Annotated in this window: 2 protein-coding genes; both read right to left on the bottom strand. The window is 65.3% G+C overall.

Translation table 11 applies throughout. The features are described 5' to 3' along the window. Positions 1-684, bottom strand: a 684-nt coding sequence (locus tag ACXJKR_RS32535) for a hypothetical protein (RefSeq protein WP_457326375.1), incomplete at its 3' end; no start/stop codon positions are given. A gap of 31 nt (positions 685-715) precedes the next feature. Beyond that, positions 716-1,390 (bottom strand): polysaccharide biosynthesis protein (locus ACXJKR_RS32530; protein WP_457326374.1); only part of this gene is annotated, 675 nt, incomplete at its 5' end.

Genomic DNA, 1,390 nt, shown 5'->3' with positions numbered 1-1,390 from the left:
GTAAGCACGCGTTCGCTCCAGCGGTAGCGTCAGCACGCTCACTCCTATGCGCCCGGTATGCAGCGCGACATGGTCGACGGCGCGGTGGGCACGATAGGCCGTGACCAGCGGCCCTGGCAGGTCGGCGTAGCGCGTCTGCCAACGGTTGAACTGCGCCGAATGCTCGGGCTCATAGAGCTGGAAGATGAACTGGCGGGTGCGCTTGAGGCTGTCGGCGATGTCGAGTGCGCGTTCCCCAGTACGCACGAAATCCGTCTTGATGTCGAGCACCAGCCACGCATCGGCCGGCAGGGCGCCCAGCAGTGACACCAAGTCACAGTCGCCCGGCTGGTAGGCCGGTGGACCCGGCGGACCGTGATGGCAGCGAACGCGGTCGCCCTCCAGCCAGAGATCGACTTCCAGATGCCGAAAGCCCAGCGCCAGCGAGCGCTGCAGGGCAGTCAGCGTATTGGCACCCGGCGTACCGGCTTCACCCAGAGCATGGGCGATGCGAAGGGGTTCGGCGCCAACGTGCAGCCAACGATAGTCAGGTGACCGTGCGATCGGCTCGGCGCGAGCCCAATCCTCGTCAGCGCGCCAGCGCGACAGTGCATCGGTAACGAACTCGTGGAGCCATCGCTGGTCGACGTCATGCAGCCGCGCGACCGCCGGTGCACGGAAAATCCAGAACAAGCCCAGCAGCAACGCGACACTGATGCCGAGCACGGCACGCCGGCTAACCATGGTCGTACTCCCCGCCCAGAAGATTCTTCAAGGCCCGCCGCACGTCCGCATCTGATGCAACCTTGGGCTCGCTTTCCCATGCCGCCAGCCAGTCACGCACTCCCGCATGCCGCGGGCCGTCGTCGAGCCGCGCGATCAACAGGCGCTTTATCGGCGTCGTCATGGTGGCCTCGTTGGCCGATAGCAGCTCCTCATACAGCTTCTCCCCTGGGCGCAAGCCGACATAGGTGACGGGCATGTCGGTCTCGGAGTGACCCGACAGGCGGATCATGTCCCGCGCCAGATCGGCAATGCGCACCGGTTCGCCCATGTCGAGCACGAAGACCTGGCCGCTTGCGCTCAGCGCAGCGGCCTGCACCACCAAGCGTGCCGCCTCGGGGATGGTCATGAAATAGCGCGTGATATCAGGGTGCGTCACTGTCACCGGCCCTCCCCGAGCGATCTGTTCCTTGAACTTCGGGATCACGCTGCCGCTGGAGCCGAGCACGTTGCCGAAACGCACTGCCATGAAGCGAGTCGCGTAGCCCTGCGATGCCATGTGGCTGATGACCAGCTCGGCTGCGCGCTTGGTCGCGCCCATCACGTTGGTCGGGTTGACCGCCTTGTCAGTGCTGATCAGAACAAATCGTTCGGCGCCATATTCGCCGGCCGCGACACAGGCGTGGTA

The sequence above is a fragment of the Roseateles sp. P5_E11 genome, from assembly GCF_054049355.1.
This window is presented reverse-complemented; position numbering and strand designations above follow the sequence as displayed.